Source organism: Baaleninema sp. (assembly GCF_049974805.1).
Lineage (GTDB): Bacteria > Cyanobacteriota > Cyanobacteriia > Cyanobacteriales > Geitlerinemataceae > Baaleninema.
Genome location: NZ_JBNGCO010000178.1, coordinates 1 through 6,365, shown reverse-complemented (window position 1 = coordinate 6,365; position 6,365 = coordinate 1). Strand labels below are relative to the sequence as shown.

8 protein-coding genes are annotated in these 6,365 nt (G+C 45.9%); 4 read left to right on the top strand and 4 right to left on the bottom strand.

The features are described 5' to 3' along the window. The 4 genes from ACP5D4_RS20590 to ACP5D4_RS20575 form a co-directional block, all read left to right on the top strand. On the top strand, positions 1-509 hold a 509-nt coding region (locus ACP5D4_RS20590; protein ID WP_428013488.1), incomplete at its 5' end, for a hypothetical protein. After that, on the top strand, positions 398-1,069 hold the full coding sequence (locus ACP5D4_RS20585; protein ID WP_428013487.1) for a hypothetical protein: 672 nt from the start codon (positions 398-400) through the stop codon (positions 1,067-1,069). The genes ACP5D4_RS20590 and ACP5D4_RS20585, both read left to right, overlap by 112 nt. A 26-nt stretch (positions 1,070-1,095) precedes the next feature. Beyond that, positions 1,096-1,533 (top strand): hypothetical protein, encoded by a 438-nt coding sequence (locus tag ACP5D4_RS20580; RefSeq protein WP_428013486.1) that lies wholly within the window; start codon positions 1,096-1,098, stop codon positions 1,531-1,533. A 199-nt stretch (positions 1,534-1,732) separates the two neighbouring features. Continuing rightward, a complete protein-coding gene (locus ACP5D4_RS20575; RefSeq protein ID WP_428013485.1) occupies positions 1,733-2,056 on the top strand; it encodes a hypothetical protein in 324 nt (107 codons plus the stop codon). A 264-nt stretch (positions 2,057-2,320) separates the two neighbouring features. Here the strand turns inward: ACP5D4_RS20575 and ACP5D4_RS20570 are convergent, their stop codons facing one another. The 4 genes from ACP5D4_RS20570 to ACP5D4_RS20555 all read right to left on the bottom strand — a co-directional run. Further along, a complete protein-coding gene (locus ACP5D4_RS20570; RefSeq protein WP_428013484.1) occupies positions 2,321-3,790 on the bottom strand; it encodes a hypothetical protein in 1,470 nt (489 codons plus the stop codon). Positions 3,791-3,844: 54 nt separating this feature from the next. Beyond that, positions 3,845-4,219 (bottom strand): hypothetical protein, encoded by a 375-nt coding sequence (locus ACP5D4_RS20565; protein WP_428013483.1) that lies wholly within the window; start codon positions 4,217-4,219, stop codon positions 3,845-3,847. Next, positions 4,219-4,566 (bottom strand): hypothetical protein, encoded by a 348-nt coding sequence (locus ACP5D4_RS20560; protein WP_428013482.1) that lies wholly within the window; start codon positions 4,564-4,566, stop codon positions 4,219-4,221. Before ACP5D4_RS20560 ends, ACP5D4_RS20565 begins: the two co-directional genes overlap by 1 nt. 55 nt (positions 4,567-4,621) lie before the next feature. After that, positions 4,622-6,365, bottom strand: a 1,744-nt coding sequence (locus tag ACP5D4_RS20555) for a CHAT domain-containing protein (protein ID WP_428013481.1), incomplete at its 5' end; no start/stop codon positions are given.

The following is a 6,365-nucleotide window of genomic DNA, read 5'->3' as shown; positions in this document are numbered from 1 at the left end:
CCCAACCCGACGCCGCTTTACTCGATACCGAAAGTTGGTTGTGTTTGTCTGTCAGCCAACCTCAAGCCTCGGGAGACGTGAGTTATCGAACCCTGTGGTCCTATCTCAAACCCGAAACGTTAACCTCAGAAACCCCCGACACTGAACAACTCAGTCAGGGAATTCTCGAGTTTATTTCCGACTTTACCGAAGCCAATCTCGGTCAAGTGACACAGTCATTTTCTCGAGAAATCTTCGACGCGGCGTCGGAATTTGTCGGGGCGATGGATGAGAATATGGACGATAATCAAAGCGATCGCAACCATGTTAAACCCCCAAAACTCTCTCTCCTCGAAACCACCATCGGCTTTTTTATCGAAGACGATTCGATGGCGGAGACACTTGGGATTATCAGTATGTGGCCTGTGGAGGTACAAAGAAAGGAGAAAAGAAAGAAGTTATCGATGGAACTTCACTCACGACCATTAAAAAACGTCCATCTTGGAGAAAATCAACCAAGAAAATCCTGAAGCAAAAATATCCAAAATTTCATGATGGTCATAAGCTGAAGCCTGGATATAATCGAAGACATCAAGTCCCCTTTGAAACCATTTATAAAAGCCTGAGACACAAGCTTCAAGGCAAAACCTACAATCGCGCCGATTTAGTCCTTAAAAATCTCGGCTTTAAACCCAAATCGAAGAAAAAAGCTGATATCCTAAAAGCTGCAAGGAAGTACCTGATTGAAAAATTTAACGATTTAGATAACCTTTGGGTTGGGAAAGCCAAGGAAAACCAAGAAAAAGGACGGGCAATTTCTCGGCTTCTTAGTAATCTCAAAAAATTACAAAGCCAGTTGAAGGCTATTCAAAAAGAATCTCAAAGTCAAAACGATTCCAAGCGCAAAGCGGGAGCAAAAGCCAAAGGTCGAGAAATTACTAAAGAAATTACATCGGTCGTCGCTCAACTTCGCGATGCACGCCTCGACTTACCCGAAAAAGGAACGATTAAGGAGGCTGAAAAGGTTAAAGCAGAGTATATGAGGATGTTAAAGGAACAAATGAAACGCGACCAGAAGCTAGTTCAATAATATCGCAGTAAATCTATTATGGGATAATGCGGGATCTGCAATTTTATCTTTCCCAAAAAATCACAACTCAAAAACTTTTATATATCTTATCTAGACTCGTAGGATTTGAAGTCGAATCTTTAGAATGCCTCAGTGAAAAAGCTTTAGGATTTCTCTCAGTGTCTGAGTATAATTCTGGTTTCTTGCTGGGAATTAACCTCGCTTGGCATCCCTCAGTGAATCCTCAAAAATCCCAATGGGAAATCGCTCGAGATCTCGCTCGAGAGTTGAAAATTTATGTCGCGACGGATTTACCCGATCGCGATTCAGATGTTCGAGATCCCTATTATTGGTGTGTAGCTGAACCGAATGGCAAAATTTTTAAACGAAAGGAATGTTTGACGAATCTCGCAGAGGAAGAAGCCGGATTGATTTTTGAGGAGACTTACAAAGAGGAGATAGACTTTAAATCATTATCTATTTAGATATTAAAAAAATGCCGTTCACCATAAAAAATCGTCGCGTTAATCTCTGAACTCCAGATCCCCGGCATTTTGGAGATACCGGGGATATTAAAGAAGAGGATGAGGAGGTAGGTTGTGAAGCGATCGCAGATGAACTAACAGCAGATTAGAGATCGAGAGGAAGTTTTGTTTGTTAGGAGCGGGATGGGAAAGAGATCCGATGAACGATAACTTTGATGAAGGATTGTGGTGTCATTCTGAAGCTATATTTCATTATAGTAACAAAAATGCCTTAGATTTGCAAGTTGAATACTATACCGAGGATCGATCGCTTTACTTTTCTTTCTTTGATGACTCTGGGGATGGGATGGGGTTGTTATTTAAATTTGAATCATCTCTCTCGCCTCTTTTAGATTCAATAACAAATAGTCAAGATAAATTATCGCTAGAAAACTACAAACAGTATATTAAGCAATGGGTTGAAATTTATCCAAATGCTTACGTTCAATATGATGACGATCTCGTTCTTCTAACGCTAGACTGAGATACAGCTTTAGGACGATTCAAATTTCAACAACATCTTAAAGGCTCTTCGCCGTTTAGGGTGACAGAAAAACTGACTTCACGAGATTTCAGGGGTTTTGGCTCTCGATTCTCCAGGTATTTGTATTTTGCTATACATTTTCCCCCGCAAACGGCGGAGACCCATCTTAAAGCCTTTTTGATGAGTCGATCGCTCGCCAATCAAACGCCGAGTTTTCAATTTTATCTTTGATAATCCTAGCTATTCGTTAGGCTCTCTGGGGGGTTAGGGTTGCGATCGCCGTTTTTGAATGAAGGTTTTGGCAAGCCACCAACCGCCAAGGGAACAGATGACACTGGCTAGTAAGGCGATGACAAAGGGGTGGGGAGGAAGCCAGGGGCGATCGCTACTGGGGAATTGCCAGGGTTCCGTGGCTAATCCGGAGGTGGAGGCGACAATCGCCCCGGCTGCAATTCCGACCCCGACGGCTTGGATTTGGTCTTGTAAGTCTTGGTTGGCCTGTTGTTGTCGTTCTTGTTCGGCTTGGGCGTTGGCTTCGGCTTTTTTCTGGAGTTCTTGTTGTCGTTGGTCTCGCTTTTTCTCCCAACGCTGCCAGGTGCGATCGCATTGGGCTTGGTCGATTTCCACGATGGCACGAATGGAGGCGATCGCCTGACGGATTAACCCGGTTCCCTGGTCAAAATACCTTAAATCGGCTTCGATTTGTTGCTGAAATTGCGGCGCGGTTTCTTCTCCGAAATAGCGCAAAAATGATAGTTCTTCCTTATCAGTTTCTAGGATAGCACAGATGCGCTCAATTTTGCTGTTGTAATTGTTACTATTTATGTGTATTGTCGTTAATAAATCTTTCATTTTTCGCAGGATGCGATCGTAGCTGAGGGAGTCGGTGGAGAGTTTTTTTAGCTGAGTCTTAAAGTCTTGGAGATAGGTGGAGTCTTGGGGATTGGGTTCGGCGCGATCGAGTTGAGATTGGATATCGTCTAAGGTGGGGTCTAAGCTATCGTAGTATTGCTTGAGTTTCTGATAGGTGTGGCGGCTGTCATAAAAGGCTTTGACGACTTTATGGCGGTAGAAGAAGAGGTCAAAGATATCCAAAAAGCAGTTTTGCAGAGTTTGGTCAGCAATTTCATCGCGAAACAGCCAGATAAGAACTTGGGGAGATTTCTCCGGTTCTCGGGGATTTCCATATTCAAAAATAGAACTCCCAAATAACTCCCCCCGACGAGATAATGGAGGGTCGGAACAGTTGAATAGGTGTTGATAGCAACTATTGGCGAGTTGTCTGAGATAAGCGAGGTCTTGTTGTCGGGTTTTACGGGTTAACCAAAGGGTTAGGATTAGGGTTTCTCCCAGGAAACCGCTACTGAAGGGAAAGTGGAGACTATTCTGGGGATTAAACTGTTGTAAACTCTCTAGGTTGACATCTTCGGTTTCGTCGTTTTCTTCGTCATAGCCAATGTTGAAAAAGACGCCATAGCTATCTTGAAGTTGGACGGGTTGGATAAAGCCTTCGAGGTTAGACTCGTCGCTGAGGTTGAAGTTAATCTCCGTTTGGGGTGGGGGGAGGAGGATGCGATGTTCCCCGAGGTGGAGTTGGGGACTGAGTTGCTTGGGGGTGAAGTGGGAGAGGAGGCGATCGCAGTTTTCCCAGAGGGGGTGTGTGTCTCCCTGGGTGTTATCCTTGCGGAGATGATACGCACATAAATAGAGGTTGGGGGCGAAAATTCTCATCATAACTGATTATCATCAATTGTAAGGTCTAAAAACTTTTTACCTTTACCTGGTGGCTTAAACTTTAATAAATTCCGAGTTTAGGTCGATTTGCCAATTTTCATCAACCAATTCCAGGTTTTCATCATAGACTAACATCAGTTCTGCGATAGAAATGGGAGGGTTAGCAGTTTTGAGATTGAGGGTGAATTTCAGTTGAATGCGGCGTTTGTCTCCGGTAAAAATCACGCCACTGCTGATGAGTTGGGGCGACAGAGGACGAGGGAGGGTGATATTTTCATAAAAGCTATCGCTTTCATCCCAATAGCCGGATATTTGATAATCACATAATGCTAAATGCTCCAAAACTAAAGCATTAGCATCAATACCCTTAACCCCCTCGGATAAATTGTCCCAAACCGGATGATTTTTTAGAGTCGTCATAGAAATCATCACGATTTATCCTCTTTTGTCCCCATTCTCGGAACCCGGTTTCGGAGGATTTCGGTAATCTCAGGATATTGATTGACCACCGCGCGATCGTCGGTCTTGGGACCCGCATTATTCGCCCCTCTCACCTTGCGGGTACTGCTGGCTGCATCCACGGCATCAGTTATCGCCTCATAGTCTGAAAACCAATCTTCCAAACAATCCGCTATTTCTTCATCAGATGCAGTTTCTAACTCAGCCAATTGCTTTTGCAAGTCTCCTAAACGGCCCGAAACATCGGGATGATTAAACAGTTCTGGTTGTTGTTCCCAAACAGAGAGAAAAGCACTGATAATGTCTTCTGGGTTCATAATTATCCTAACCGGGATTAATGACTAAAATACAGAAGAGGGCAGTCTCAAGATTTTACGCTCCAATAGCGCAAAATGCTGCCCAGTAGTAAGGAGACTCAAACCGTTTAGCATCGAGTTTCCTTTTCCAAGCGCCAAAAGTCAGTTTTCGTTTCATTTGCTTACGTCGTTCTGGGCTAATCACGGCACAGCTATCAACCCATTCTAACAAATCTTGCACCGTCGCTTCCCGCAGCCATTTCTGAGTCTGACGCAACGCCAGAACCACCGACAGGTCAGACTGCTGGAGAGTTTGATAAAACTGAATCATAAAAATCGCCGTGGAGATATCCGCCACCGCCCAGAGGGTACTCACCACATTGGGAGAACCCGCCAAAATGAAGCCACTGGGGAGGCCGATATATTCATCACTGGTGGAGGTGAAGTCGGTGATACCCGTTTCGCAGGCGGAGAGGGTGACAAGACGGCAGTGGGTCAGGTCAAGGCGTAAGATATCCTCTAAGGTCAGACATTTTTCCAGGTCGAGGAGTTTGTTGTCTTCTAGGGACAGATAGCGGCTGGGGTCATCCGTTGGGGGAGGGGGCGTAAATTCGCTTTTAGCCAGGATGAGGGCGGATTTGAGGGCATCTCGGAAGTTGAAATAGCCGTGACAGGAAAAGTGGGTACAGTGGGCATTTTTCAGGGTTTCCCCATCAATGGCGGCTTTTTCGGCTTGGTCATGTTTGAGGACTTGGTGGGGGTTAAACAGGGATTGGATGGCTTCGACTTCGATATCCGTGAATTGGAGGTCTTGGGTGGGGTTTTGGATGGCGAAGAGGCGGTTAAAGTCGGGGCGTTGTCGGTTTTGGGCTTGTTGCAGGACTTGGCAGTTGGGGGCATACCCCACGCCTTTGGGGAACAGGTCTTGTAGGTAGGCTTCACCGTCTTCTGTGGCAACAGGTAAGGCGTGGAGGGGGAACAGGTGCAGAAACAGGTGAGGGATGAGGATGAGTTTCTGGCAGTTGGGGAATTGTTGCCGCAGGTTTTGCAGGATTTCATCCAGGTGCAGGATTTGGGCGAGGGTTTCTAGGCGTTGGGGGAGGCTGTCTCGCCATTGTTCGCTGTTGCGGCGGTAGTCGTTGATGTAGGTATTCGTCCAGTCGATGAGGTTTTGTCGGTCTTCCTGGGAAGATGTCCAGAGGTCAAGGGTTTGGTTGGTGAGAGTGAAGGTGAGGAATTTATCCCCCAGGATGTACCATTCCAAAATGACAGTTTCATCATCCAGTAACCCTTGCATCCCCTGAAAATGCAGGGGTTGATAGGGTTCGAGTTCCTGCTTTTGTTGCCGCAGTTGGTTGAGGTGGGTATAGTTCGGGTTTTCCTCCTCTTGCAGGCGGCGTTCTTCTTGGTAAATGCCGATTTTGAGAGATTGCAACTGTTGGCGGATGTTCTCGGGAATCACTCCCTCGGGGTACATATCGCGGGTGGCAATGAGTTCCACTAGGTTGCGGGCTTTACTGCGGTCTACATATTCAATGGCATCCTGATATCTGCCCAATTCTAGGCACACTTCCACCATGCCGCGATAAACCTTGTTCCATTCTTCATTAAAGTTGCGTTTATAGCCCTCACTATCCGCGCCAATTTCACCCCGGAGATATTCCACCCGGTCCAGGGCTTCTTGGAAACTACGGTAGGCATTTTCTAGGGCTTGTTGTTTCTGGGAGGAACTGTTCCCAGCGAGGCGAGATTGAGCTTGGTAGGCAAAACCAAAGTTATTCAAAGTTCTCGCTAAGTCGCGGGCTAACCCCAACCGCCGC

Bases quoted from the DNA above. Each gene is read 5' to 3' on its own strand.
- ACP5D4_RS20580 (WP_428013486.1), top strand. From the start codon at position 1,096: ATGCGGGATCTGCAATTTTATCTTTCCCAAAAAATCACAACTCAAAAA.
- ACP5D4_RS20575 (WP_428013485.1), top strand. From the start codon at position 1,733: ATGAACGATAACTTTGATGAAGGATTGTGGTGTCATTCTGAAGCTATA.
- ACP5D4_RS20570 (WP_428013484.1), bottom strand. From the start codon at position 3,790: ATGATGAGAATTTTCGCCCCCAACCTCTATTTATGTGCGTATCATCTC.
- ACP5D4_RS20565 (WP_428013483.1), bottom strand. From the start codon at position 4,219: ATGATTTCTATGACGACTCTAAAAAATCATCCGGTTTGGGACAATTTA.
- ACP5D4_RS20560 (WP_428013482.1), bottom strand. From the start codon at position 4,566: ATGAACCCAGAAGACATTATCAGTGCTTTTCTCTCTGTTTGGGAACAA.